This window comes from Streptomyces sp. NPDC001194 (genome assembly GCF_042896985.1).
GTDB lineage: Bacteria > Actinomycetota > Actinomycetes > Streptomycetales > Streptomycetaceae > Streptomyces.
Map to the genome: position 1 here is coordinate 56,487 of NZ_JBIAXU010000027.1, position 24,399 is coordinate 80,885.

The following is a 24,399-nucleotide window of genomic DNA, read 5'->3' on the forward strand; positions in this document are numbered from 1 at the left end:
GGGCCCCTTCACGCGTCAGCGCCGGGGCGCTTCTCGGCGTGGCCGCCGAACTCACTGCGCATGGCGGACAGCACCTTGGCGGTGAACTCGCCCAGCCCCCGGGACTCGTAGCGTTCGTAGAGGGAGGCGCTGATCACCGGGGCGGGCACGCTCTCCTCGATCGCCGCCAGCACGGTCCAGCGCCCTTCGCCGGAGTCGGACACGCGGCCCGAGAAGTCGTCGAGCCGGGGGGAGCGGGCCAGGGCGTCGGCGGTGAGGTCGACCAGCCACGAGCCGACGACGGACCCGCGTCGCCACACCTCGGCGACCTCGGCCACGTCGATCTCGTACTGGTAGGCCTCGGGATCGGACAGGGGAGCGGTCTCGGCGTCGGCGGTACGCGTGCGCAGGCCGGCGTCGGCGTGCCTGATGACGGCGAGGCCCTCGGCGATGGCGGCCATCATCCCGTACTCCACGCCGTTGTGGACCATCTTGACGAAGTGGCCGGCGCCGCTGGGTCCGCAGTGGAGGTACCCGTGCGGGGCGGTGCCGTCGGTCCGGGTCCGGCTGGGGGTGGGCTCGGCGCTGCCGGTGCCGGGCGCGATGGTGCGGAAGAGGGGGCCGAGCCGTTCCACGGGACCCCGCTCGCCGCCGATCATGAGGCAGTAGCCGCGTTCCAGGCCCCACACGCCGCCCGAGGTGCCGCAGTCGACGTAGTGGATGCCGCGATCGGCGAGGGCCCGGGCCCGGGTGATGTCGTCCCGGTAGTAGGAGTTCCCGCCGTCGATGACCGTGTCGTCGGGCTCCAGGAGCCCGACCAGCCGGTCCAGGGTCTCCTGGACCACGCCCGCCGGCACCATCAGCCACACGGCGCGGGGCCGTTCCAGTCGCTCGACGAGCTCCTCCAGCGAGAAGGCCGGCGTCGCGCCCTCCCCTTCCAGCGTCCGTACGGCATCGGCACTGACGTCGTTGACGACGCACCGATGGCCGTCCTGCATGAGCCGGCGCACCAGGTTGGCACCCATCCGGCCGAGTCCGACCATGCCGAGCTGCATGGGTGCGTCCGATGTCATCGCCGTGCTCCCGTTCTCCCGTACCTGGCCTGGCCGCGAGACCGCGTCACGCAGTACGCGCCGTCCCGCGTGCGCGGCACCGCCGCGCCGCCTTCCCCCTCCGCGCCCACTGTGCCCGCCCACCCCGACCCCGGCACCCGGAACTCCGCCACTCGGCCCTGTCGGTCGACCGACGGCGGGGTGGGCCGCAGCCACGGGCGGGTCGCATGAGGGGGCCCCGGATCCCCGCGCATGCCACGGGGAGGACGGGGCAGACGGCTGTCGGAGGTGGGCTGCGACGAAGGCAGAAACCCGCCGGACGACTGGCGGCCTCACTGCGCGCAATCGTCCGGTTTCATCTAGTTTGGGCCCCGTTGGGATCCCCACACCAAAGGAGTTCGTGATGGCTGACAAGGGAAAGATGGACCAGGCCAAGGGCAAGGCCAAGGAGGCCGTCGGCAAGGTCACCGGCAACGACCGGATGAAGGCCGAGGGCAAGACGGACCAGGCCAAGGGCAAGGCGAAGGAAGCCCTGAGCGAGACCGAGCAACGCGCTCGTGGAGCGATGGACTCCCTGCGCGACAAGCGCGACAGGACCTGACGCCGCCCCGGTGAGTCGGTGAGTCCTCTCAGGGCTCGTGGGTGACAGGATGCGGCCCCCGGCGCCTCGGCGTCGCGGGGCCGCATCCCGCTGTGCGCCTCGCCTCGCCGCGCTGTCGAGGCAGTCGGCGCGGCTTCCCGGTTCCAGGTTCCGCACCGAGTCGCACCGCAGGAGAGAGAGGTCCGCGATGGACAGTCAGAACGAGAACAACCCGGTGGCCGAAGTCGTGGTGGCGGTCGGCGACTGCTCCGAGGAGGACGCGCGCGCCCTCCTCGACCTGCTCGAGCGTTCCTTCCCCGCGGACGCCGGGGCCGGCGGCGCAGTGCGGGGCGGACAGGCCGCGACCGTGTGGAGCGCGACCCTCGACGCGGCGAAGCCGGCGGACCAGGCAGAGGGCCGGGCGGCCCCCGCTCGGCTGAAGGGCGCTGCCAGGGTCACCCTCCAGGGCAGCCCCCGAGCGGTGGAACGCGTGCAGGCCGCGCTCGACGGACACTTCGACGTCGAGGACATGGGAGCCGTATCGGGTGACCAGGAAAGGGAGATCGGGCTGCGTGTCCGCTCCCGTTCCTCCTGAGCGCACGTGCCGTGTACGGGCGGCGACACAGGGCAAACGGGATGCATGACCGTACCCAAGACAACCGTTCTCGTCCTGGACGCCGCCGAACCCGAGCCGCTGGCGCGGTTCTACGCCGAGCTGCTCGGTGCCGCCACGGGACCGGCCCCGGGTGACGGGGAACTCCTCCTGGTCACCGGCCGCACCGGCGTGGTGCTCGGGGTCCGCCACGACCCGGACCACGTCCCGCCGAGCTGGCCGCTCCCGGAGGGGTCCCAACAGGCCCACGTACACATCCTGGTCGGGGCGGAACACCTCGACGAGGCCGAGCGCGAGGCCGTGGCCCTCGGGGCCCGCCCGGTGGACGCGGAGGACGACGGGGGCTTGCCGGCCAGCCGTACCACCTGGCGCCGGTACGCCGACCCGGCCGGCCACGCCTTCGTGCTCTCCGCGGTCGGCGAGGACCTCGCCCCGGACGGCTCGCACTCAGGCCCGCCGGTGCAGCACCGGCGGGCCTGAGCGGTTGACGATTCGTGGATCATGACACTGATCTCCGGCAGGCAGGAGAACGCCTCCGACCGTGCGGGCGACCGTCGCTGGGACGCGTACGGCTCGCTGCCCTCACCGTCACCAATAGTGCTTTCGGCCTCCGACCGCGTGCCCCACGCTGCCGAGCACCCACAGAACCAGACCCACCAGGAGGAGGATCAGGCCGATCGTCCACAGGATCGATATCCCGAAGACGAAGCCGAGGATCAGCAGAATAACGCCGAGGACAATCATGAGAACCTCCTTGTCCCACCAACGCGCGGACCCCCTGCGTCTACCACTTCTGAGCCGCTTCACGCCTCTTCGAGGCAACCAGAATGAAGTGGTGCACATCAGGCGGAAGGGCCCGGATCCTCGAGGATCCGGGCCCTTCCGGGTCATGGCAGTGCCGCGTGACGCCGTAAGCGGTGCGTGTCGATCCGGGAGCTCTGCGTACGTACGGCGGCAGTCCCGTCAGGCGTAGCGGCAGACGGTCACGCCGGCTGCGGCGCCGCACCCCATCTTCGTGTAGTTCTTCTGGACCATGTTCCAGTAGTGGCCCCAGTTCCTGTAGCCGGGGCTGTTCGTGTCCCAGTCCGGCCCGGCCGCGTCATAGGCGGCCTTCTCCCCGCCCCACTGCGATACGGCCTGGGACGGCCCGGCGCTCGACATGTTCTCGGCGCCGTTGTTGAAGCCGTTGTCGTGCGCGAGCCCACTGGCGTGGGACGCGGGGTTGTCGGCCCGTGACTGAGCGCCTGAGGCCAGAGCCGCGTCCCAGGCTATGGGGGACGCGCCTTCCGTCTGGCGTATCGCATTGGTGTCGCTCAGCAGGGCCGCCTGATCCGCCGGGCTGACCTCGGAGGGAAGGCCGGACGAGACGGCGGCGGACGCCGTTGCGCCCGCCCCCAACACCATTCCTCCGGCCATCAGCGTTGCCGCAATGGCCACGGCGCGACGGCGTGTACGGGAAAGTCTTGTCATTGCGACTCCCTGGTCGCAGGGAAAGTAGCGGAGAGTGCCGGCGCGGTTCACGACTGTCAACGGTCATGAAAGGGGGCAGCACAGCCGGCGAGCGCGATGGTGACTGGGCCATCGGCAACGCGGTGTTCTTGTGAGGGCGGCCCGTGGCCGCCTCCCCGTACGGCCAGCGTATGTCCAGGTGACGGGGGTGGCGACCGGGGCTGCGGGACGGGCGCCGGGCGAAGGCGGACGATCGGCTCCGGCGGGCCGAAGGCCGGGTCTCAGTGCTCGCAGAGCGAGAATTCCCGTTCGTACAGCTGCTCGTTGTGTTCCGCTACGAAGAACTTGCGTTCCTGCATGAGCTGTTCGCGGTAGGCCTTGGCCTGTTCGAGAGTCATGGTCGAGGTGTCGGACCATGGTTGCTGTGGCGGAACATCGGATGTCGAGACGATCGTCTCCGACGGGTCGACCAGGAAGAACGCGAGAATCTTGCGGTGTCCCGGGCGGGTGGAGTCCGTGAGGCGGAACGGGCTGACGCGGTGTTGCAGGATGTTGGGGAACGCCAGACAGCGGCCCGCAGGGGTCGATGTCGAGCCCAGAACCTGGTTCAGCGCGTCCTCGTCCTCCAATCCGTAGACCTCGCGCATGCCGTTGTCGTCGTTCTGCTCGTAGTTCGGGTCGTCGAGCGCGGCCCGAAAGTTCAGCCGGCTTTCGGTGACGTTCTCGCTGTCCCAGTAGTAGATGCCGGTCGAGACGATCCGCTCGTTCATCATCCCCTCGACGTGCCAGGAACCGCCGGCGTACTCGGGCTTGTCCGGGGTGAGGTGGATGGTGGCGAGCTTCACGATGACCTGCAGGCGGCGGCCGCGCAGGTCGACTCGGGCTGATGCGTCGGGCAGCTCGGGCGGCGTGAAGGCCGGGGCGTCCGGGACGACCGGGCGGCGGTTCTCCCACCAGTCGTCCTGGGCCAGTTCCCACGCACTGACGGCCTCCGCGTAGGCCCCGTCATCGCCGTAGGCGGACTTGCTCGGATATTCCGGTTCCGAGTCGTACCACCCGTAGGGATCGGGCTCGATGCGCAAGGGCCGCGGATGGCGCAGATCGGTGAGCACGTTCTCCAGCAGTGGGAGCATGCGCGCGAACACGTCCGGCAGGACGGAGGCGAGTTCGCCGTGAATGTCGGGGCGGACGTTGTTGACGTACGAACGGAAGGCGACATCGCCCTCGTCGCTGACGTCGACGTCCGTGGGCAGCCACTGGAACTTCTCCGAGAACTCGTACTTCGAATAGCGGTCCGTCGGATTCCGCCAAGCCCGCTCGGGCGCGCCGCTCACCTCTCTCACCAGGCAGAACAGCGAGGGGTGAACCAGATCCAATACCTGGCCGCCGGAGCCCGGGTGCCAGTCCCGTTCCACCTCGGGGACCCGTTCCAGAACCTGAACCGCCTCGCTCAGCCGGGACCTGAGCTCTTCGTCGACCAGCGTGTCCGACTGCCACACGCCGTCGACGCCGGAGACCTCGATGCCGGTTCGTCCGTCCCGCAGCGCGGCGTAATGCGCGAGTTCGGCAAGCACATAACGAACCTGTGCTTCGGTGAGGCCCTGGGCGACCGCTTCCCCCGTCCACCTGGCGACGACGTCGGCGTCCTTCATCTTGTCGAACCAGCCCGGCTTCGCCCGAATGTGCGAGCTGCACTGCATCATCTGAAGTTCCCGCAGCGTCCGCGGTGTCGCGAAGGATATGGAACGGGATGCGTGAAAGGGCAACGGGAAAGCGGGCAGGCCGGACAATTCTCTTGTTCCTTCGAGTCGGTGTGCGGTGGCCGGAAGGATACTTCAGCGGTCTGACACCGCGGCCGTGGTCCCGGCGCCGACGGTTGAGGGCATCGGGCCTGCGCCGGTCCCTCCCCACCGCGGCACCGGGGCGCGGGGAGGGGTGGCCGCTTCCTACACTCTCCGCGTGGAAACGATGAGATGTACGTACTGCGGTGGTGTCGGCCTGGAACCGGGTTTCGTCGAGGACGCCGGGGAGGGTGCGCGGGGCTACGCGCGCTGGATCGCCGGGCCGCTGGAACGCGGCCTGTTCGGCGGTGCCAAACGGCTCGGCAGGCCCCGGCGGCGCATCGAGGCGTACCGCTGCCCGCACTGCGCCCACCTGGAGCTCTTCGCGACCGAATCCGTCTGACCGGTCGCGCGCCGGGCCGCCGGGCTCCCGCCACGGCCCGGGCGGCCCGCGCCGCACGCGCCCGTACGTGCGCCCCCGCGCCTCCGCACGCCCCCGCGGGAAGGGATGACCGCGGGCCGCCGCCCCACGACCATGACCGTCACCACCACAGTCCGGAACACTCGCTCGTCACGGGGGTAACGATGGGACGACGCTGGCTGCTCACGGGATGCTCCTCCGGCCTCGGACACGCGCTGGCCTCGGCCGCGGCACGGGCCGGGGACGAACTGGCGGTCACCGCCCGCAAGACCTCGGACCTGGAGGGCCTCGCCGCCGCCTGGCCCGGCCGTATCGTCCCGATCCCGCTCGAACTGCGGGACGCCGCCTCCTGCGAGGAAGCCGTCCGCAGAGCCGCCGACCGGCTCGGCGGCATCGACGTCCTCGTCAACAACGCGGGCATCGGACTGTTCGGCGCCGTGGAGGAGGTGTCGGACGCCGAGCTGCGCGACCAGTTGGAGACCCTGGTCGTGGGCCCGTGGCGGCTCACGCGGCTCGTCCTGCCGCTGATGCGGGCCCAGGGCCACGGCCACGTGGTCAACATCTCTTCCGTGGTCGGCCGGATCGCCTTCCCGGGCCTGGGCGCCTACGTCGCCGGGAAGCACGCCCTGGAGGGAATGAGCCAGGCGCTGGCCATCGAGGCCGCCCCGCACAACATCCGGGTCACGGTGGTGGAACCGGGCATGTTCGCCACGCGCTACGGCAGCTCCATGGCGGAGGCACGGCGCCGGATCCCGGTCTACGACGTCACCAACCGCGAGATGCTCGAGGGTGCCCGCGGTCTCGCGGAAAACCCCGAGACGGGACGCCCCGAGGACTTCGCCGCGCGGGTTCTCGGCATCGTCGAGGCGCAGGGCCCGACACCGCTGCGGATCCCGGTCGGCGACGACGCGTACGGCTACCTCGACCTGGCCGAGGAGGCCTCCCGCGAGGAGTTCGCGGCGGCCCGGATCCTCGTCCAGGGCCCGCCCCCGCCCCTGCCGTCGGCCTGACGGCGGGGCGTGTGGCGGCAGGCCGCCCCGGGGTCAGCGCGCGTGGTGCCAGACGTCCCGCTGACCGGGGACCCGGGCCGACCGGGGAGCGCCCGAGCGGCGATGGTCCGCCCGCGCCCGGCGGCCCGGGAAGGGGTTGCGCCGGACGGTGGCGCTCGGAGCCACGATCAGAAGGCCGACGAGGACGAGGGCCACGACGAGGATGAGCACGGCAACGAGGTTCATGTTCCTGCCTTTCGCCGGGTGTTGACTTGCTGTCACTACTCGTTGTTACCGAATCCCGGCCTTCTAAACGCGGAGGGTGACTATTTGTGGATCTCGCCCGGTGCCGGCGCCGACGGGCCCGAGCGCGGGCGCTGGACGGGGAAGGGCTCGGGGGAGATCGACATCGACAGCCCCTCGGTCAGCCATCGATGGGCCACCGTCATGTTCAGCACGCGTCCGCCCGTCGCCGTGCCGACCAGGGCCCAATAGCGCTCCAAGCGGGGGTCGAAGCCGGACGACCTCGACACCAGCCCGTGCAGGTAGGCGCGGAAGGCGGGGGTGTCCGACTCCCGCCGAGCCCGTGCGTGGGCGGACACGAACGCGTTCACCGCGTCTCCCGGACCCGGCGGCAGCCCCTGGGCCACCGCGGTGGCCGTCAGAGCGGCCGCTTCGTCGATTTCCCCGTAGAAGGCCGGGGCGTCCCGCATCTCTTCGTCGTGGTCCCGGGTCCAGCGGGTGAAACTGGGCGTCGCGACGAGCAGATGAAGCTCGGCGTAGGCCAGGGCCGACGCGGGATCGGGATCCTGCGGCGGGCCGGGGGACAGCATGGCGACCATGATGTCGAGGCGGTGTCCGGGCAGGGCCGGGGACAGTTCGCGGTACCAGTGATCGGTGAGACCACGATGCGCCTCGGGGAGCCGCTGCACGCGCGAGAGGATCTCCAGGCGCCGTAGTCGTTCCTCGCTCGCGCAGTTGTCGAGGGCCATGAGCGTGGCCTGGCGCCACCGCAGTTCGGTCAGCCGTTCCTGTACCGCATCGAGCTCGGTCGACACCAGTTCGCCGAGCGAGCACTCCCCGGTGACCACCCGGGTGATGGTCGCGATCGGAGTGTCCAGCGCCCGTAGGCGCCTGATGAGGCGGATGCGCTCCCATGCGTCGGGCCCGTACCGCCGATGACCACCGGTGCTGCGTCCGGCCACGGGCAGCAGGCCGCTGTCGGAGTAGTAGCGGAGGGTCTTCACCGGAACGCCCGTGCCTGCCGCGAGTTCGCCGATGCTCCACGTGCCGTGCGTCACAGTCCGTTGAATCTCCTGCGTGGGGGAGGTCCTAGCGTACTGAGCACCGACCGTCCCCTCCGGCCAAGAACGGTGGATACGCATGTCCCCGACCACGAGAGCACCGCGTCCACGGCGACGACGCCACGGCCTCCGTGCCCTGCTCCTCCCCTTGCTCTGCGCACTGGCCCTGCTCACGGCCACCGCCGTACCGGCGACCGCAACGCCGTCCGGATCCCCGTACACCGCGGCACGGAACGGCACCGTCGTACGTACCGACCACGGCCTGGTACGCGGCGTGTCACACGGCTCGTACACCACCTTCCTCGGCATTCCCTACGCGGCGCCGCCGACCGGACCGCTGCGCTGGCGGGCCCCGGTGCCCCCCGCCGGCTGGCGCGGTGTGCGGGACGCGACGACGGCCGGGCAGCGCTGTGTGCAGATGCCGACACCGGGTGCCGGCGCGGTCCTCGGGTCCGAGGACTGCCTCCATCTCAACGTCACGACGCCGACCCCGAAGACGGCCGGAGCGAAGCGGCCCGTGCTGGTGTGGATGCACGGCGGAGCGTTCCTGGGCGGCTCCGGCGGCGACTACCGGACCGAACGACTGGCGCTCCGCGGGGACGCGGTCGTCGTCACGGTCAACTACCGCTTGGGGATCTTCGGTTACTTCGGCCACCCCGGGTTGGGCTCCGCCCCACCGTTCGGCCTGGCGGACCAGCAGGCCGCCCTGCGGTGGGTGCGGTCGAACGCCGAGCGCTTCGGCGGCGATCCGGCCAACGTCACGCTGTTCGGCGAGTCCGCGGGGGCACTCGGCATCTGTGCACACCTCACCTCGCCGACGGCGGTCGGCCTCTTCCAACGGGCCGTCCTCCAGAGTGGTTCCTGCCTCATGTCCTTCCCGCGCGGTGCTCTCGGGCCGGGAACCCCCGCGTACGAGCCGTTCGCATCCCAGAGCGACGTCCAAGCGGCCGGTACGGAAGCCGCCCGACGACTGGGCTGCGAAAAGGGGGGCAGGGACGAGGTGCTGGCGTGCCTGCGCGGGCAGAGCACCGATCGGCTCGCCACCGCCGAGCTGATGCAGTCCTTCAACCGGCCCGCCTTCGGCAACGCGCTGCTCCCCGTCGCGCCGGACCAGGCATTGGCGTCGGGACGCTTCCACCGGGTGCCGGTCGTCCTGGGAACCAACCACGACGAGATGCGGATGTTCGTCGGGCTGTCGCTCGCCGCGTTCCCGATCCGCACCGAGAGCGACTATCGCGCCCGCCTGGTGGACGCCTTCGGGGCCGCCGCCCCGGCCGTCGAGGCGGAGTATCCGGCGGCTCACCACCCGACGCCCGCACTGGCCTGGGCCGCGGTGCTGACCGACCGGTCCCTCACGTGCACCACACTTGCGTCGGCCCGGGCCATGGCCGAGCACGCCCCCGGACCCACGCTCTACGGATACGAGTTCAACGATCAGGACGCTCCCGTCCTCGCCGGCCTGCCGGCGGACCCGGAATTCCCCTACGGCGCGGCACACGGCTTCGAGATGCCGTACCTGTTCGCCTCCTTCCCCACCGCGAAACCGCTGAGCGACGCCCAACGCGATCTGTCCGACCGGATGGTCGGCTACTGGACGCACTTCGCGCGCACCGGGGACCCGAACACCCCCGGGGCCCCGGCCTGGCCCGTCCTGCGCCCTTCGTCACCTGACGGGCGGTCGGTGCAGTCGCTGGCTCCCGGACCGGGCGGAATCCATCCCGTCGACGCGGATTCCGCACACCACTGCTCGTTCTGGGGCGCCCTGCCCCGGTGACCGGCCAACCCGTGCGTCGGCAGACGGGTTTCAGCGGAAGGCGGCGACGTTGCGGGCGGCCCAGTCGGCGAAGGGGCGCGGGGCGCGGCCGAGGACCCGTTGCACGTCCGGGCTGACGCGCAGTTCGGCCGGGTTCGGGGATCCGAGGATGTCCAGCGTGTCGTCGGCGAGTTCGGCCGGCAGGCTCTGGGCCATGAAGGCCTTGGCCTCGTCGCGGGTGAGGTCGTCGAAGCGTACCGGCGACCCCAGTGCGGCGGCGATGGCCTCCGCCTGCCGGCGCGGCGTGATCAGCTCCGGTCCCGTCAGCTCGTATACGCCGCCGGTGTGCCGGTCGTCCAGAAGGCAGGCCGCCGCGACCTCGGCGATGTCCGCCGGGTCGACGACCGGCACCCCCACGTCGCCGAAGGGCGCGGCGACGGCCCGCCGGGTGCGGACGGACTCGGCCCACCACAGGGCGTTGGAGGCGAAGCCGCCGGGCCGCAGGATCGCCCAGTCCAGGCCGGAGTCGCGCAGCGCGTCCTCCACCGCGCGCATCGCGATCCGCGTCGTGCCGAAGGGCCTGGTCGCCACGCCCTGCGAGGAGAGCAGGACGACCCGGCGGACCCCGGCGGCCGCGGCTCGGCCGATGATGTCGGCCGGCCCGGCCCCGGGGGCGTGCAGGTCGCCGGAGAGCAGCAGGAACAGCGCCTTCGCCCCGGCCAGCGCGGGCTCGAGGCGGGCCGGTTCGCTCAGGTCGGCCACCACGTGGCGGACACCGTCCGGTGCTGCCGCCGCGTGCCGTGACACCGCCGTCACCTGCCGGCCCGCTTCGGCCAGCGCCCGCGTCAACGGCCGTCCCACATTGCCGGTGGCCCCGGTCACCACGATCATGATCTGCTCCTCGTTCGACGTTGTCGACGACGTTCTCGACGACGCTCACGCTAGGAACCGGGCTTACTTTCCGTAAGGACGTACCCGAAGGTAAGCTCATCACATGGCGGGAAGCGCGCAGTTCACACGGACCGAGCCCGGCGAACGGTATGACGTGTTTCACACGGACTGCCCCGCCCGCGACGTGGTCGACCACGTGACCAGCAGGTGGGGCATCTGGGTCTTGATCTCCCTGCGGAGCAACGACCTTCGCTTCTACGAGCTGCGCGAGAGCATCCGGGGCATCAGCGAGAAGATGCTCGCCCAGACCCTGCGCGCGCTCGTCCAGGACGGCCTGGTCTGGCGGAAGGTCGAGCCGACGACACCGCCTCAGGTCACCTACGGGCTCAGCGAGTTCGGCCGGGAAGTCGGCGAGCCGCTGACGGACCTGTTCGACCGGATCACGCGACGGCTGTCGCCGGACGGCGATGGCCGGCGCGGTGACGGCCGGCCGCCGGGCGGCGCATCCGGCACGTGACCCGGCACCCGGGGGAGCGGGAGACCTCAAGGCTCGGCCCCGCGCCCGGTGAACCGGTGCGCGGGGCGGTCGCTCGTTGGTCGACCCTGTGTCAGGAGCCGAGGACCAGGGCCGCGGCCACCGCCGGGCCGAAGGCGCCGCCGAGCTGGTAGCAGAGGGCGAACAGCCCGATGGCGGTGGGCCGCTGGTGCTCGGGGGCGCCGGCCGCGGCGTGCATCGACAGGCAGGCGTTGGCGCCGGTGGCGGCGAAGACCCCGCCGACGGTGGCTGCCAGCAGGAACGGGCCCTGGTCGGAGAAGGCCGCGGCGGCGGCGGCCAGCGCCCCGACGCCGATCAGGACGGCCAGTACGGCCGGCCGGCCCATCCGGGCCGAGGCCGCGGCGAGCAGCCAGGACAGCGCCGATCCGACGAGCAGTGCGACGAGTTGGCCGGCCGCGGCGGAGCCGGTGTCCCAGCCGGCCCGGTCGCCGAGCAGCCGCGGCACCGCGAAGAGCAGGGTGAAGTACGACCCCGACAGGACGAGCGCCAGCAGCCCCGAGGTCAGGAAGACCGGCGTGCGCAGCAGGGTGGCCGGGACGAACCCCTCGGGGCGGCGGCGGATGTGCAGGGCGAGCAGGACCGCGGCGACGAGGGCGGCGCCGAGTGCGGCCAGCGGGGCGTGGGGGAGGGTGACCAGGGCGGTGGCCAGCACGGTCAGCAGGGCGGCGCCCCGGCCGTCGAAGCGGTCGGACGAGGGCGTGATGGCCCCGGCGTACCGGAGCACGGCGGGCACCGCGAGCACCGCGACCACCGACACGGACAGGGACAGCCGCCACGAGGCGGCGTGGGCGAGCTGTTCGCCGAGGAGCGGGCCGGCCGCTCCGAGCATGCCGAACCCGGCGCTGATGACACCCATCCGGCGGGCCGTGCCGGCCAGGCTCATCGCCGACGCGACCAGTCCGGCACCCCCTGCGGCCTGGGCGGCCCGGCCGGCCAGGGTGAGCGGGAGCCAGGGGGAGACGGCGACGAGGACCGTGCCGACGATGACGAGCGCGGAGGCGAGGCGCAGTACGGGCCGCAGGCCGGTGCGGCGCAGGAGTCCGGCCATCAGCGGGGTGCCGACGGCCATGGCCCAGGCGAAGGCGGAGACCAGCCAGGAGGCGGTGGAGGTGGACACCCCGAGCGAGCGGGCCATGTCCGGCAGGATCAGGACCGGGGCGTTGGCCCCGGCGGCGATGGGGGTGGCGAGCAGCGCGAGCCAGAAGGCGGGGACGGGCCCGCGGGCCGCTGGGCGGCCGGGGGCCGCCGGGGATCCCGGGGTGCGGCTGGCGGACGTGCCGGTCCCCGCACGGATGGCGGTGTCTGTGCCTGCGGGCGCGGTGGTCATGGCGCCGCTCCAATCCATCTGAAGGTTAACAATCTCAACGTTGAAATAAAATCACCAGAGGCCCCTCAACGTCAAGTCTCTTAACGTTGAGGGATTCGGGTTATGCTGGATCCGGCACGAGCGAGTGATCGAGCGGGACGGAGACCTGATGAGTGACGCGGTGGACGTGATCGTCGGCCAGTGGGCGGCGCAGCGGCCCGACCTGACGGACGAGCTGTGGCCCATCGAGGTCCTCGCTCGGATCCAGCGGATGAACCGCATCATCGAGAAGCAGCTGAAGGCCTTCGTGGCCGCACGCGACCTGGAGGTCGGCGAGCTGGACATCCTGACGACGCTGCGGCGTTCGGGCCCGCCGTACACGCTCACCGCCGGGGCGCTCGTCCCCGCCGCGATGGTCACCTCGGGGGCCATCACCAACCGCATCGACCGGATGGAGGTCAAGGGCCTGGTCGAGCGGGTCCGTGACGGCCAGGACCGCCGCTCGGTCCGCGTCCGCCTGACCGACCAGGGTCGCGAGGTCGCGGAGAAGGTGATGGCGGAGCATCTGCAGCACTTCGCCTCCCTCCTCGCTCCCTTGGACCGCGACACCTGCGACACGGTGGCCTCGGCGCTGCGTACCCTCCTGGAATCCCACGGGGACACCTCGGTCGGCTAGGGCCCTCCGGGTGCTGTGTCAGGTCGCCCCCACACATCCGGCCACACCGCGTGCGCACCACCGCTGATCTGCGACGAAGCCCTGTGCGGAGGCTCCTTGGAACCCTCCCCTCCGCGCGGTCGGCGCGCGCCGGCCGTCGCCGCCCCGGGGCGTTCCATCCGATGTGGCCGGTTTCGCCCCCTCGTGAAGTCGGGGAGGGTGATCCGCCGGCGCGTGCGCCCCGGCCGCCTTCGGCCGCGTGGCGCCCCGCTGCGCAGCCGTGCGGCCCGAGGTGGGGCAACTCCGGGAATCCGTGTGACACGCCTATGTAAAACGGCGTTACCTCCAGTAAGTTACCGCCAGGTAAAGCCACTGCGGCTCGAGGTACGGGGGATGTAATGAACCGGAGAACCACGGCTGTGCTGTCCGCCGCCGTCGTGACCGCCGTCGGCGCCGGCGTCGCCACGGCACCGTCGGCGTCAGCCGCACCCGTTGAGGGCGCGCGATCGGCCGGTGCGACGCCCGACCCGTTCTACCGCTACGACGGCGGCAAGCCGCTGGCCTCGTACCGGCCGGGCGACGTCCTGAAGAAGCGGACGCTGAACTACCACGTCTTCGGAATCCCGACACCGTTGAAGGCCGTCCAGCTGCTCTACCGCACGACCGACGCCCAGGGCAGGCCCTCGGCCAACGTGACCACCGTGGTCCGCAGCCCCCACGGCGACGGCGGCAAGGCGGTGTCGTACCAGTCGTTCTACGATTCCCTCAGCCCGGAACACGGCCCTTCCCGGGCCATCGCGGGCGACGTCTCCCTCGGCGGCGCCATCGCCAACGCCGAATCCGTCATCCTGGCACCGCTGTTGGCCAAGGGCTACGACCTGCTCATCCCGGACACCGAGGGCCAGAGCGCCGACTTCGCGGCCGGCCCCGAGTACGGAACGAACACGCTGGACTCCATCCGGGCCGCCGGCCGCACCCCGGAGACCGGCCTGCACGCGGGTACGCGGATCGGCCTGTTCGGCTACTCGGGCGGGGCCATCGCCACCAACTGGACGTCGGCCCTCGCCCCCGCGTACGCGCCCGAGGTGAACGGACAACTGGTCGGCTTCGCCGAGGGCGGCCTGCTCGTCGCCCCCGCGCACAACCTCAAGTACGTCGACGGCGCGCTGGCGTGGAACGGGGTGATCCCGATGGCCGTCATCGGCGTCTCGCGCTCGTACGGCATCGACCTCACCCCGTACCTGAGCGCGAAGGGCCTCGAGGTCGTCAAGGAGCTCGAACGCGGCTCGATCGTCGACGCGCTGGGCCGCCACCCGGGGATGACCTGGAAGGACATGGCGAAACCGGAGTACAAGGACCCGAACTCCATTCCCTCCTTCGTCGAGGCGGTCAACAAGATCAATCTGGGCCAGGCCGCCACCCCGACCATCCCGGGGTTCATCGGACAGGGCAACGCGGGCTGGCTCGAAGGAACGTTCAACAATCCGCCGGGCATCGGCACGGGGGACGGCGTCATGGTCGCCGGGGACGTACGGGCGCTGGCCCGGCAGTACTGCGCCGACGGCAACGCCTCGATCAAGTACGAGCAGTACGGCCTGCTCAGCCATGTCGGCGCCATGCCGTACTGGGCACCGCGCGCGATGGCCTGGCTTGACGACCGCTTCGCGGGCCGGACCGCACCCACCAGCTGCGGCAGGATCCCCGCGGGGAACTCGCTGGCGCCGGAGAAGCCGACCCTCGCGCCGTGACCGTGGCGGAAGCCGCCCGCGAGGCCGTCAGGGCCGGGTCGCCCGGATGATCCAGGCCGCCGAGGCGTAGAGGACGCCGGTGCCGCTCTCATGGGCGGCCAGCGTGCTCCTCAACGCGTCGACGGCGCGAGGACGGTCGCGCTCGTCGAGACCGTCGAGCATCCACCCCAGCATGCCCAGGGTGAACCGCTCCGCGTCGGCCGCGTCCTCGCCGAACCACATCGCCTCACGGTGCGGCTCCAGCCGGATGTCCGTGAAACCCGCGGCGCCGAGTACGGTCCGCGCCCGCGCGGGGTCGGCGAGCGAGAACGGCCCGGGGGCGTCTGCCGCGGGCGCGGGCAACGGGCTGCCGGCGGCGAGCGCCCGGGTCAACGAGAGGAACCACTCGTTGTCGGCCAGCGGTTGCCACACGAGCTGCACGAGGCGTCCGCCGGGGCGCAGCGCGCCGCCGATGTTGCGGAACGCGGCGACGGGGTCGGCGAAGAACATCGTCCCGGAGCGGCTGACGGCCACGTCGAACGCCGCCGCGGGGAACGGGTGAACCTGCGCGTCAGCCTGGACGAAGTCGGCGTTGTGCAGTCCTTCTGCCGCCGTGCGCTGCCGTGCGACCCGCAGCATCGCCGTCGACAGGTCCACGCCCAGGACCCGGCCTCCGGACGCCTGCCGCGCGAGGTCGCGGGTGGTCTCGCCGGTGCCGCAGCCGATGTCGAGCACCCGGTCGGCCTCGGCCACGCCGGCCGCTGCGAGGAAGTCCGTGCGGTAGGCCCGTACCGCACGGTCGAACCGGTCGGCGTGCTCGGCCCAGTACGCACCTTCCTCCCCGTCCCAGGCACGAGCCTGATCGGCGTTGGACGGATCGGCGTGCAGAGCGCTGACCATGGTCACCACCACCCATGAGTCCCAAAATACGCCCGGGGAGCCGATGGGGCCCTCCCGTCACGGCCCGGCCGGGCCGGTCACGGCACCGGCACGAGCGTGGTGGGCGTCCGGGCCGGTGGGGTGGTGAGGAGGGTGCGCAGGTCGATGACGCGGTAGCCGCGGATGCCGATCGCCTCGAGGATCCGCGGCAGGGCCCGGGCGTCGAGCACCTCCGTCCGGCCCTCGGGTGCGCCCACGTGCATCTGGAGGATGGCTCCCGGGCGCAGGGCGTCAAGGGCCCTGCTGACGGCGCGGTCGACGGTCATGCCGCCTTCGGTGCCCATCCATCCGTTGGTGTCGGTGGTGAACTCGATGTCCGCGAAGCCGAGTCCGTTGACCTCCGTGATGTGCTCGGGGCTGGTCTCGCTGTAGGGGAACCGGAAGTAGGGGGTCAGGGCCGCTCCCGCACCGGCCGCGCGCAGGGCCCGGTCCGCTGCCCGGACCTCGTCGCGCCGCCCCGTGGCGGTCAGGTCCTTGAAGTACGGGTGGCTGTAGGAGTGGTTGCCCAGTCCGTGTCCCGCGGACGCGATGCGCCTGACGGCCTCGGGGTGACGGTCGGCGAAGTCGCCGGTGAGGAAGAACGTGGCGGGTGCGTGTCGGCGGGCGAGTTCGTCGAGGACGGGGTCCAGGCCGGCGTCGTTCCAGGCTGCGTTGAAGGTCACCGCGACGACCCGCTCCGTCGTGTGGATCGCGCGGTTCTCCGATGCGAACAGAGACCGCAGGCCCACGTCGTCCGCGGCCGCCGCAGGACGAGACGGGCCGGCCCCGTCCGCGGCGGCCGGGGGGCCGGGTGCCACCAGCCAGAGGATGGCGAACAGTCCGGCGAACCCTCTCAGGAGCCGGCGGCATGCGGCAGTGCGTACGCGGGCGGAAGTGAGTGTCTCCATGGCAATGCCATCGACCCGTCGGGACCCGCCCTTGAGTCCGCACCGGCCGCCGGGGCTCACGGCGGCCGGTGATCGGTTCAGAGCGGCGCGACGTGTGGCACGGCCCTGGTGACGGTGTCGAAGCGCATCGTCGTGCGGGACGACCGGTCGTGGCGGTCCCAGCGCGGCATGGCCGGGTGGTTGGGGTCGCCGGTGCGTACGAACGCGATCCACGCCGCGTGCACGGTCCGGGCGAGCCCGTCCCTGGTCCTGGTGTCCATTCCGGCCAGGAACGGCGCGTGCGACCACGTGTCGAAGTTGTCGAAGACGAACGGCAGGTCCAGGCAGTGCGGTGCGCCCAGACGCCCGTCGTGCGCGGGGGTGGGGAAGGCGAACTCGTACGTCCAGACCGGGCGCCCCCGTGCCGCCCGCTCCTCCGCGAACGCCAGGGTGGGCTTCCTGAAGAGCTCGTCGGTGCTCAGGTCGACGAGCACGTCGACCGGCCGAGCGCCCGGACGGGCGGCCTCGTACGCCGCGTACGCCTCGGCCGCGCCGTCGCCGAAGCTGTCCCGCGCCCGGCGGAGCACCTGTTCCTTCGTCGCCGACACGTACGTCTCGCCCAGTGCGAAGGCGAACGCGGACTCCTGCGCGGTCCAGCCGACGAGGACGTCGATGTCCGCGCCCGGACCGTCGAGCAGGTTGAGGGCGGGCTGCCGCGGCGCCGTCCGGCTGTCGAGCACCGGCATGAAGGGCGTGGTCCAGTGTCCCCATTCCGCGGTGGCCGAGAGGAGTCCGGCGGTGGCCTCGACCAGGCGCGGCCACGGCAGTGTGCGCAGTTCTTCCTCGTCCTTGACGCCGACGACCTCCAGGTAGGCGGCGGTGCGGGCCAGCGACTCGGCGGGATTGGCGAGGGGCATGGCGAGCGGGACGCTCTGGAGGATGGCCCGCCGGAAGAGCCGGTCGCCGGCGTGTCCCGCGAGCGCCGCCGTGGACAGGGCGCCGGCGGACTGCCCGGCGACGGTGATGCTGCCGGGATCCCCGCCGAAGGCGGCGATGTTGTCCCGGACCCAGCGCAGCGCGGCGAGTTGGTCCGTGAGCCAGACGTTTCCGCACCCGTCGCCGTCCTGCGACGCGTCCGACGCGTCCGAGGCGTGCGACGCGAACGACAGCAGGCCGAGTGGTCCGAGCCGGTAGTTGAGGTTCACCACCACCAGGTCGCCGTTCCGCGCGAAGGTCTCGCCGGAGTAGTGGGGCATCGCCCCGGAGCCGGAGACGAAGGCGCCGCCGTGGATCCAGACCAGGACGGGCCGGCGCGCGTCGTCGGTGCCGGGCGTCCAGATGTTGAGCGTCAGGCAGTCCTCGTCGAAAGGAGGGGAGCCGTGGCCGCCCAGGACCGGATCGCCCTCGCGGACGGCCTGGGGCGATCCGGGCCCGTACTCCGTCGCGTCGAGGGTGCCGCTCCATCCCGGATGCGGCCGCGCGGGGCGCCACCGGAGGGGGCCGACGGGGGGCGCCGCGTACGGGACGCCCCGGAACACGGCCAGACCGTCTTCGGTGACGCCGCGGACCGCGCCCGAGCGAGTGTTCACGACGGGCGCGGTGCGGTCCTGAGCGAAGCCCATCCGATGCGTCCTTCCGGGTCGGGATCGAGCCCCTCCGGGTCACGGGGCCACGGGGCACCCCAAGGTATTGCGTAATTATGTCGATCGTCAATATTATTCGATCCCTGGGTGATGTGGAGGATGGACGCATGGCGACGTGGCGCATCGGGACGACGACGGTCCACAAGGTCCTGGAGGTGGAGCTGCGGGTCCTTCTCACCGAGGCCTTGCGGACGGACGACACGGCACTCCTGAAGAGGTATCCGTGGCCTGCCCCCGGGTTCAGCGGAGCGGACGGCAGCTTCCTGCTCTCCGTCCACGGGCTGGTCGTGGACACCGGTACGCGCCGGATCCTCGTCGACACCTGTGTGGGCAACGCGCGGGCCTCGGTGCCCTTCCTGCGCATGCTCGACACGGCGTGGCTCGAAGACCTGACCTCCCTCGGCTACCCTCCGGAATCGATCGACACCGTGGTGTGCACGCATCTCCACTTCGACCACATCGGCTGGAACACGCGCCTGGTGGACGGGAAATGGGTGCCGACCTTCCCCCGGGCGCGTCACCTCGTCACGCGCACGGAATGGGACCACCGGGCGGGCGAAGCGGATGCGGACCTCCGCGACACGATGCGGCCGCTGGTCGACGAGGGTCTCCTCGACTTCGTCGCAACCGATCACCAGGTGTGCGACGGCGTACGCCTGGAGGCCGCTCCCGGACACACCCCGGGCCAGGTCGCGGTCGTCGTCGAATCCGGAGGGCGAAGGGCCGTGATCACCGGGGACCTCGTGCACCACCCGGTGCAGTTCATCGAGCCCGATGTGGCGGGCCTTGCCGACACCGACGCCGCGCTGGCCGCCGCCACCCGGCGGGCGTTCGTCGAGCGGTACGCCGACACCGGAACCCTCGTGATCGGCACGCACTTCCCCGCCCCCACGGCCGGACTGCTCCGGCGCGGTGGTGACGGGGGCGTGCGGTTCGTCGCGGACGGCCTGAGCTGAACCGTGGACTTCCGGCAGCTGACGTACTTCCTCGCCATCGTGGACCACGGTGGCTTCACCCGCGCGGCCGCGGCACTCTACGTATCGCAGCCCTCCCTGTCGCAGGCCATGCAGAACCTGGAACGGGACGTGGAAGCCGCCCTGTTCCACCGGATCGGCCGGCGGGCGGTCCTGACCGAGGCCGGCGTGGCACTGGTTCCCCGGGCCCGGGAAGCCCTGCACGCGCTGGAGCTGGCCAGGGCCGGTGTCGGATCGGTACGCGAACTGCGCGGAGGACGACTGGAGATGGCCACGATGGCCTCACCCACCATCGAACCCCTCAGCACCATGGTCCGGCGTTTCACCGAGCGCTTCCCGGACGTGTCGCTCAGCCTGCGCGTGGCCCTCACCCCCGATGCCGTGATCGAGACGGTGCGCACCGGGGGCTGCGAACTCGGCCTGCTGATCACCTCGTCGCCTCCGCCGGGCCGGGACGTCGTCCCGCACCACGTCGGAGACGACCGCCTCGTTCTGGTCACCCCGCAGGACGGCCCCTTTCCACCCGGGCGGGCCGTGCGAGCCGAGCAGCTCGGAGGGCACCGGCTGATCGTCGGGCAGCGGGGCACCGGGATCCGCGCCTACGTGGACGACCTGAAGGCGCAGGGCATCGACGTCCGGATCGCGGTGGAGACCGAACACCGCATGGCCTTCCTGCCCCTGGTGCTCGGGGGAGTCGGGCTGGCGGTCGTGACGCAGTCCTGGGCCGGCCTGGCCGAGCGGTCCGGCGCCCTCGTACTCGATATGGAACCGGCCCGCGTCCAGCACAGCTTCCTGGTGAGCCGGAAGGGGCAGCTGACGCCGGCAGCCGGTGCCTTCCTGGAGATCGCCCGCCCCACCGGTCCATAGGGCCGGCCTATGAGGCGCATCGGCGATGCGTGTTGGACCCGGACGGCCCCCGATTGCTGGAATGCGAACCATGACCAACCACAGCATCGCCCTCATCCCCGGTGACGGCATCGGCACCGAAGTCCTCCCGGCGGCATGCGAGGTACTCGACACCATCGGGACGCGCCACGGCATCACGTTCGCCTACGAGCGGTACGACTGGTCCTGCGAGCGCTACCTCCGCCACGGATCGATGATGCCCGAGGACGGGCTCGAGCAGCTCCGCCGTCATGACGCGATCCTCCTCGGCGCCGTCGGCTACCCGGGTGTGCCGGACCACGTCTCCCTGTGGGGACTGCTCATCCCGATCCGCCGGGCCTTCAGCCAGTACGTCAACCTCCGCCCCATCCGCGTGTTCGACGGCCTTCCCAGCCCCGTCCGCGCGGCCGTGCCCGGCGAAGTGGACTTCGTGGTCGTCCGGGAGAACACCGAAGGCGAGTACAGCGAGATCGGCGGCCGGATGAACCGCGGGTTCCCCGATGAAATGGCCGTGCAGCAGGCGGTGTTCACCCGGGCGGGCGTGACCCGGCTCCTCGACTTCGCCTTCGGCCTCGCCGAACGGCGCGGCGGCCCCCTCACGTCGGCGACGAAGTCCAACGGGATCGTGCACACCATGCCGTTCTGGGACGAGCTGGTCGCCGAGCGCGGCGCCGCGCACCCCGCCGTCGAGTGGAACCAGGAGCACATCGACGCGCTGGCCGCCAAGTTCGTCCTCGACCCCGCCCGCTTCGACGTCGTCGTCGCCTCCAACCTCTTCGGTGACATCCTCAGCGACCTGGCGGCGGCGGTCGCCGGCGGCATCGGCATCGCCCCGTCCGCCAACCTCAACCCGGAGGGCGAGTACCCCTCGATGTTCGAACCGGTCCACGGATCGGCCCCCGACATCGCCGGGCAGGGCATCGCCAATCCGATCGGGGCGATCTGGTCCGCCGCCATGATGCTCGACCACCTCGGCCACCCCGGGGCCGCGGCCGAGATCACCGACGCCATCGCCCGCGTCCTGGCCACCACCCAGGTGCGCACGCGCGACCTCGCAGGCTCCGCCTCCACCGCCGAGTTCACGTCCGCCGTCCTGCGGCACCTCTGAGGCGGCGCCCTGCCCACCGGCGACGATCACGCGAGGAGGAGCTCGACGCCTCCGGCCGGCGTGGGGCCGTCCGCGGCCACGCGGAAGCCGATGTTGCCGGTGGAGCTGTCCGGCGTGTTGGAGCTGCGGGCCGCGACACGGTAGCGGTTGCAGTACGAGTCGTGGCAGAGGTAGGAGCCGCCGCGCATCACGCGGCCGGTTCCGGGTGCGAACCGGTCGGCGCACCATTCCCACACGTTGCCGACCGTGTTGTAGAGGCCGAAGCCGTTGGGGCGGAACGACTTCGCCGGCGCCGTGCTCTCGTAGCCGTCCTCCGCGGTGTTGCGGGTGGGGAACTCGCCCTGCCAGATGTTGCACATGTGCCGGCCGCCGGGCGTGAGGTCGTCTCCCCACGGGTAGCGCCGCTGCTCCAGCCCCCCGCGGGCCGCGTACTCCCATTCGGCCTCGGTGGGCAGGCGCGTGCCGGACCAGGCGCAGTACGCCCGGGCGTCGTTCCAGGAGACGTGGACGACGGGATGGTTCTGGCGGGCCGCGAACGACGATCCGTCGCCTTCGGGGTGCCGCCAGCTGGCGCCGGAGACGGCCCGCCACCAGGGGACGGCCGCCACCGGCGGCGACACGGCGGCGACGTCCTCGCTCAGGAAGCCGCCGAAGACGAAGGAGAAGCCGAAGTGCTCGGCCTCGGTGACGTGACCGGTTGCCTTGACGAAGGCGGCGAACTGGGCGTTGGTGACCGTCGTGGGCGCGATGCGGAACGGGTCGACGGCGACCTCGCGCACCGGCCCTTCGCCGTCGGCCGGAAAGGAGTCCGGATCCTCGGTGCCCATGAGGAAGCGACCGCCCGGCAGGTCGATCAGCCGGCGTGCGGCACGCGGGGCGGCGGCGCGGGGCGGCCGTGGTGCGGGGGAGAGCTCGACGACGGTGTCGTCACCGTGTCCGGGGGTGCAGCAGGAGAGCATGACGGCTCCGTCGGTGTGCGTCGGGGGAGGGACGGGTGCCCCGCGCGTGATGCCGCTGGGCCGCGGGGCACCCGTACGGGTACTGCTAGGCGGTGCGGTCGGCGGCGAGCCGGGCCGCCAGCGCGGGGATGCCCAGGTTCTGCTCGTCCGCCGGAGTGGCCCGGTACAGCTTGTTGGTCAGCTGGTGGGGGTCGCCCACGAGGTCGTAGTACTCGCGGAACTTCACCTGACCCGTGCCCGTGACGGTGCCGTCGGCATCGGTGGTGAGGTCGTAGTACTCCGTGTACTGCTTCTCCCGGGACACGTACGAGGCCCAGGTGGGCGGGCCGCCCGCGGCCTGGCCCTGCTTCCACCACTCCACGAGCAGGTGGTCGCGGCTGTACGAGGAGAGCAGGGACCGGCCGTCCACCGGGTGGGTGGGCGTGATGCCGGCCGCGTCGAGGACCGTGGGGGCGATGTCGATGTTCGCCGCGATGCGGCTGTCGGTGGTTCCCGCGCCCAGGCCGCCGGCCGGCCAGGAGAGGTAGAACGGCACCTCGTGCGCGGGGCCGTAGGGCACCGACTTCTTGGTCCATCCGTGGTCGGCCCAGGTGAAACCGTTGTCGGCGATGTAGATGACCAGGGTGTTCTCGAGCTGGCCGAGCGCCTGGAGCCTGTCCCTGAGCGCCTGCACCGTGTCGTCGACGGTGAGCAGCGTGCGCAGCTGCTCCGCGCGGATCTGCTTCCCGTCGGCCAGGTTCCCGGTCGCGTTGCGGATGTAGGGCGGTTTGTCGCTGCGGTCGTCCTCCGGCACGGAGGGCCTGCCGCTCCAGTCCGGGACGGCCGCTGCGGCGTACTTCGCCTCGGGCGTGCGCGGGCCGTGGGAGGCGTACGGGGTGACGTACGCGAACCAGGGCCGGGTGTCGGCCGCCGCCTTGTCGAGGAAGTCCAGCGTGCGGTTCTTGATGATGTTGGTGGTGTAGCCGTTGATCGTCCGGACCGTGCCGTTGACGTTCCACTGCGCGTCGACGTAGCCCGGCTGGAGCAGGGCGAACTCCTCGAAGTGCGGCGGGTTGTCGGACAGGGTCCAGGAGTTGAGCCACTTGCCGAACAGGCCGGTGCGGTAGCCGGCCTGCTTCAGGTACCGCGGCAGGGTGGTGTCCTGGTCGAGCTGGTACGAGGCCTTGTTGTTGCGGACGCCGTGGTGGTGCGCGTGGCGGCCGGTGAGCACCGACGAACGGGAGGGCGCGCAGAGCGGGGTGGTGACGTGCCCGTTGGTGAACTTGACGCCCTGGCCGGCCAGCCAGGCCGTGGTCTTCGGCAGCGCCCATTCGGTGTGCTTGGGCTGGTCGTCCGTGACGATGAGCAGGATGTTGGGACGCGTCGCGGCAGCGGCGGGCGAGGCACCCGCCACCTGGGCGATCGCCGGAACCGCCGCGGCGGCCGCGGCCGCCGCGGTGCCGGCGAGGAATCCGCGGCGGCTCACCCGCGGTCTGCTGTTGTCGCTCATGGGATGTCTTCTCCTGGTTCCGCAGCTCGTACGGGTACGGCGGGGCAACCGCCGCGAAGGGTGGAAGAGAGACGGGGAACAGCCATCAGGCATCGACCGGCCGGCCCCTGTGGGGGCGGGCCGGTGCGCGAATGCCAGGTGGGGATCCCGTGAGAAGAGGCGACGCGTGACTACCGTCGCGCCCGGGTGATCGGACACAGAGCGCTCGCCAGCCTGCCCAGATCGAGGTGGCGGCGCACGGTGAGAAGGCTTCCGGCTGCCATGGCGATCAGATTAGGGGCGGGGGCGGGGGTGGTCCATGTACGGCATGTGAAGAGTGCAACTCATCGTGCACGGTGCGGTGTTGCTCGACCGAAGCGGCCGGCGGACTGCTTGCCCGGTCAGTTCTTGACCAGCAGGCCGCGGCTGCGCAGGACCCGGCGCTCGACGGGGCTGAAGATGAGGAGGTCGATGGCGATGCCGACGACGAGGATGAGGAGG

At 71.6% G+C, this 24,399-nt stretch carries 25 protein-coding genes and 1 pseudogene; 12 read left to right on the top strand and 14 right to left on the bottom strand.

Features of this window, described 5'->3' with window-relative positions; translation table 11 throughout:
- Positions 1–8: 8 nt before the first annotated feature.
- Positions 9–1,052: a phosphogluconate dehydrogenase (NAD(+)-dependent, decarboxylating) gene (gnd, locus tag ACFY1T_RS33780; protein ID WP_390791579.1), complete on the bottom strand. Its 1,044-nt coding sequence runs from the start codon at positions 1,050–1,052 to the stop codon at positions 9–11.
- 382 nt (positions 1,053–1,434) lie between these two features.
- On the opposite strand from gnd, the gene ACFY1T_RS33785 reads away from it, so the two are divergent.
- The 3 genes from ACFY1T_RS33785 to ACFY1T_RS33795 all read left to right on the top strand — a co-directional run bounded on the left by ACFY1T_RS33785 (position 1,435) and on the right by ACFY1T_RS33795 (position 2,704).
- Entirely contained in the window at positions 1,435–1,632 is a 198-nt protein-coding gene (locus ACFY1T_RS33785) for a CsbD family protein (RefSeq protein ID WP_030857018.1), read from the top strand.
- Between the two features lie 187 nt (positions 1,633–1,819).
- A complete protein-coding gene (locus tag ACFY1T_RS33790) occupies positions 1,820–2,206 on the top strand; it encodes a hypothetical protein (RefSeq protein WP_390791580.1) in 387 nt (128 codons plus the stop codon).
- A 45-nt stretch (positions 2,207–2,251) separates the two neighbouring features.
- Positions 2,252–2,704, top strand: coding sequence for a VOC family protein (locus ACFY1T_RS33795; RefSeq protein ID WP_390791581.1), 453 nt, complete (start codon positions 2,252–2,254; stop codon positions 2,702–2,704).
- A 108-nt stretch (positions 2,705–2,812) separates the two neighbouring features.
- Here the strand turns inward: ACFY1T_RS33795 and ACFY1T_RS33800 are convergent, their stop codons facing one another.
- The 3 genes from ACFY1T_RS33800 to ACFY1T_RS33810 all read right to left on the bottom strand — a co-directional run bounded on the left by ACFY1T_RS33800 (position 2,813) and on the right by ACFY1T_RS33810 (position 5,463).
- On the bottom strand, positions 2,813–2,968 hold the full coding sequence (locus ACFY1T_RS33800; RefSeq protein ID WP_390791582.1) for a DUF6131 family protein: 156 nt from the start codon (positions 2,966–2,968) through the stop codon (positions 2,813–2,815).
- Positions 2,969–3,187: 219 nt separating this feature from the next.
- Complete coding sequence (locus ACFY1T_RS33805) at positions 3,188–3,694, bottom strand: CAP domain-containing protein (protein WP_390791583.1); 507 nt, start codon at positions 3,692–3,694, stop codon at positions 3,188–3,190.
- A gap of 260 nt (positions 3,695–3,954) precedes the next feature.
- Complete coding sequence (locus ACFY1T_RS33810; protein WP_390791584.1) at positions 3,955–5,463, bottom strand: DUF4246 domain-containing protein; 1,509 nt, start codon at positions 5,461–5,463, stop codon at positions 3,955–3,957.
- A 178-nt stretch (positions 5,464–5,641) separates the two neighbouring features.
- Here ACFY1T_RS33810 and ACFY1T_RS33815 point away from each other — a divergent pair, with 178 nt between their 5' ends.
- Positions 5,642–5,857: a hypothetical protein gene (locus tag ACFY1T_RS33815; RefSeq protein ID WP_384714265.1), complete on the top strand. Its 216-nt coding sequence runs from the start codon at positions 5,642–5,644 to the stop codon at positions 5,855–5,857.
- 182 nt (positions 5,858–6,039) lie between these two features.
- Positions 6,040–6,885 carry an SDR family oxidoreductase gene (locus ACFY1T_RS33820; protein ID WP_390791585.1) on the top strand — a complete coding sequence of 282 codons (846 nt, stop codon included), beginning with the start codon at positions 6,040–6,042 and terminating at the stop codon, positions 6,883–6,885.
- A 33-nt stretch (positions 6,886–6,918) separates the two neighbouring features.
- Here ACFY1T_RS33820 and ACFY1T_RS33825 read toward each other — a convergent pair whose 3' ends face one another.
- Together ACFY1T_RS33825 and ACFY1T_RS33830 are read right to left on the bottom strand one after the other, a co-directional pair.
- Positions 6,919–7,110, bottom strand: a complete 192-nt coding sequence (locus tag ACFY1T_RS33825) for a hypothetical protein (protein WP_384714138.1) — start codon at positions 7,108–7,110, stop codon at positions 6,919–6,921.
- A gap of 80 nt (positions 7,111–7,190) precedes the next feature.
- Positions 7,191–8,165: a MerR family transcriptional regulator gene (locus tag ACFY1T_RS33830; protein WP_390791586.1), complete on the bottom strand. Its 975-nt coding sequence runs from the start codon at positions 8,163–8,165 to the stop codon at positions 7,191–7,193.
- Positions 8,166–8,316: 151 nt separating this feature from the next.
- Between ACFY1T_RS33830 and ACFY1T_RS33835 the strand changes: the two genes are divergently transcribed.
- Positions 8,317–9,942, top strand: coding sequence for a carboxylesterase/lipase family protein (locus tag ACFY1T_RS33835; RefSeq protein WP_390791587.1), 1,626 nt, complete (start codon positions 8,317–8,319; stop codon positions 9,940–9,942).
- Positions 9,943–9,972: 30 nt separating this feature from the next.
- Here the strand turns inward: ACFY1T_RS33835 and ACFY1T_RS33840 are convergent, their stop codons facing one another.
- Positions 9,973–10,812 (bottom strand): SDR family oxidoreductase, encoded by an 840-nt coding sequence (locus ACFY1T_RS33840; protein ID WP_390791588.1) that lies wholly within the window; start codon positions 10,810–10,812, stop codon positions 9,973–9,975.
- A 103-nt stretch (positions 10,813–10,915) separates the two neighbouring features.
- On the opposite strand from ACFY1T_RS33840, the gene ACFY1T_RS33845 reads away from it, so the two are divergent.
- Positions 10,916–11,329 carry a winged helix-turn-helix transcriptional regulator gene (locus tag ACFY1T_RS33845; protein WP_390791589.1) on the top strand — a complete coding sequence of 138 codons (414 nt, stop codon included), beginning with the start codon at positions 10,916–10,918 and terminating at the stop codon, positions 11,327–11,329.
- A gap of 91 nt (positions 11,330–11,420) precedes the next feature.
- On the opposite strand, the gene ACFY1T_RS33850 is transcribed toward ACFY1T_RS33845, so the two are convergent.
- Complete coding sequence (locus ACFY1T_RS33850) at positions 11,421–12,695, bottom strand: MFS transporter (protein ID WP_390791590.1); 1,275 nt, start codon at positions 12,693–12,695, stop codon at positions 11,421–11,423.
- Positions 12,696–12,843: 148 nt separating this feature from the next.
- On the opposite strand from ACFY1T_RS33850, the gene ACFY1T_RS33855 reads away from it, so the two are divergent.
- Entirely contained in the window at positions 12,844–13,350 is a 507-nt protein-coding gene (locus tag ACFY1T_RS33855; RefSeq protein WP_390791591.1) for a MarR family winged helix-turn-helix transcriptional regulator, read from the top strand.
- 377 nt (positions 13,351–13,727) lie between these two features.
- Entirely contained in the window at positions 13,728–15,077 is a 1,350-nt protein-coding gene (locus ACFY1T_RS33860; RefSeq protein WP_390791592.1) for a lipase family protein, read from the top strand.
- A gap of 27 nt (positions 15,078–15,104) precedes the next feature.
- Here ACFY1T_RS33860 and ACFY1T_RS33865 read toward each other — a convergent pair whose 3' ends face one another.
- The 3 genes from ACFY1T_RS33865 to ACFY1T_RS33875 form a co-directional block, all read right to left on the bottom strand.
- The gene (locus ACFY1T_RS33865) at positions 15,105–15,956 is read right to left on the bottom strand and encodes a class I SAM-dependent methyltransferase (protein ID WP_390791593.1); all 852 of its coding nucleotides are present in this window, start codon (positions 15,954–15,956) and stop codon (positions 15,105–15,107) included.
- 77 nt (positions 15,957–16,033) lie between these two features.
- On the bottom strand, positions 16,034–16,792 hold the full coding sequence (locus ACFY1T_RS33870) for a polysaccharide deacetylase family protein (RefSeq protein ID WP_390791594.1): 759 nt from the start codon (positions 16,790–16,792) through the stop codon (positions 16,034–16,036).
- A 167-nt stretch (positions 16,793–16,959) separates the two neighbouring features.
- Complete coding sequence (locus ACFY1T_RS33875; RefSeq protein ID WP_390791595.1) at positions 16,960–18,483, bottom strand: carboxylesterase/lipase family protein; 1,524 nt, start codon at positions 18,481–18,483, stop codon at positions 16,960–16,962.
- Positions 18,484–18,611: 128 nt separating this feature from the next.
- On the opposite strand from ACFY1T_RS33875, the gene ACFY1T_RS33880 reads away from it, so the two are divergent.
- The 3 genes from ACFY1T_RS33880 (at position 18,612) to ACFY1T_RS33890 (ending at position 21,471) form a co-directional block, all read left to right on the top strand.
- Positions 18,612–19,460, top strand: coding sequence for an MBL fold metallo-hydrolase (locus ACFY1T_RS33880; protein ID WP_390791596.1), 849 nt, complete (start codon positions 18,612–18,614; stop codon positions 19,458–19,460).
- Positions 19,461–19,463: 3 nt separating this feature from the next.
- Positions 19,464–20,345 carry a LysR family transcriptional regulator gene (locus ACFY1T_RS33885; protein WP_390791597.1) on the top strand — a complete coding sequence of 294 codons (882 nt, stop codon included), beginning with the start codon at positions 19,464–19,466 and terminating at the stop codon, positions 20,343–20,345.
- Positions 20,346–20,415: 70 nt separating this feature from the next.
- The gene (locus ACFY1T_RS33890; protein WP_390791598.1) at positions 20,416–21,471 is read left to right on the top strand and encodes a tartrate dehydrogenase; all 1,056 of its coding nucleotides are present in this window, start codon (positions 20,416–20,418) and stop codon (positions 21,469–21,471) included.
- A 26-nt stretch (positions 21,472–21,497) separates the two neighbouring features.
- Here the strand turns inward: ACFY1T_RS33890 and ACFY1T_RS33895 are convergent, their stop codons facing one another.
- The 3 genes and pseudogenes from ACFY1T_RS33895 to ACFY1T_RS33905 all read right to left on the bottom strand — a co-directional run.
- Complete coding sequence (locus ACFY1T_RS33895; RefSeq protein ID WP_390791599.1) at positions 21,498–22,430, bottom strand: formylglycine-generating enzyme family protein; 933 nt, start codon at positions 22,428–22,430, stop codon at positions 21,498–21,500.
- A gap of 85 nt (positions 22,431–22,515) precedes the next feature.
- A complete protein-coding gene (locus ACFY1T_RS33900; RefSeq protein ID WP_390791600.1) occupies positions 22,516–23,919 on the bottom strand; it encodes a sulfatase in 1,404 nt (467 codons plus the stop codon).
- 380 nt (positions 23,920–24,299) lie between these two features.
- Positions 24,300–24,399: pseudogene (locus ACFY1T_RS33905) on the bottom strand (ABC transporter permease); the annotation flags it as partial.